Below are 773 nucleotides of genomic sequence, written 5' to 3'. Positions count from 1 at the left end.
CGCAGGCAGAACGAGCAGCCGTTGATCTGGGAGGTGCGGATCCTCAGCAGTTCGACCAGGAGCGGGTCGAGGCCCGCGGCGGTGCTGGTCTCTCCCACCTCCGAGGACAGGGCGATGAGGGTCTTGTAGGCGGTCGGGGCTGCTCGCCGATGTTGACGCGCTGGGGGTCGGTCATGGTTCCGATGATTCCTTCGTGTGGTATGCGCCGCGCTTTGGGCACGTTGGTGGAGAGTGGGCGTGCTTTGGTGGGGTGGTACAGGGTGATGCCGCCCCGCGCATGCCCCGGGGGCTACGACGCCGGGTCGTCGACCTTGAGTTTTTCTCCGGTGTTGGAGACGAAGACGACCAGGAGCCTGGCCTGTTTGGTCGGGCTGGTGTTCTCGGTGAGGAGGTGGTGGGCACCCGGCGGCTCGACCCAGTTGTCGCCCCGGTGGTAGGTGCGCACGGGCTTGCCGGCGAGTTGGCTGCGCACGGTGCCTTCGAGGACGTAGGCGTAGACGAACGCCTGGCCGTGCCGGTGCGGCATCGCGCGTGCGTTGGGCGGCAAGTCGACGATCAGAGAGGTGAACGTCTTGCCCTTCACATTCGGAAGGGCCTGCTGGAGCAGCGGCTTGAGGGTTTCGGTGGGGCGTGGCGATGCCATGGCCACAGGCGATGCCACAGCCGCGGTCGTGCCCGTTGCGTGGGTGGGCTGGCCCGAGGTCGAGCAGGCCGTGGCCGCAGTCAGCGTGGCGACAGCCAGGAGGCCGGCGGCGATTGGCATTTTGATCACG

1 protein-coding gene is annotated in these 773 nt (G+C 67.5%); it reads right to left on the bottom strand.

The genetic code is table 11. The features are described 5' to 3' along the window. Positions 1-289: 289 nt before the first annotated feature. The gene (locus tag LZ604_RS35500) at positions 290-643 is read right to left on the bottom strand and encodes a cupin domain-containing protein (RefSeq protein WP_234520358.1); all 354 of its coding nucleotides are present in this window, start codon (positions 641-643) and stop codon (positions 290-292) included. Positions 644-773: the final 130 nt, after the last annotated feature.

Source organism: Streptomyces glomeratus, from assembly GCF_021462825.1.
In the GTDB taxonomy this organism is placed as follows: Bacteria; Actinomycetota; Actinomycetes; order Streptomycetales; family Streptomycetaceae; genus Streptomyces; species Streptomyces glomeratus.
This window is presented reverse-complemented; position numbering and strand designations above follow the sequence as displayed.

Bases quoted from the DNA above. Each gene is read 5' to 3' on its own strand.
- LZ604_RS35500 (WP_234520358.1), bottom strand. From the start codon at position 643: ATGGCATCGCCACGCCCCACCGAAACCCTCAAGCCGCTGCTCCAGCAG.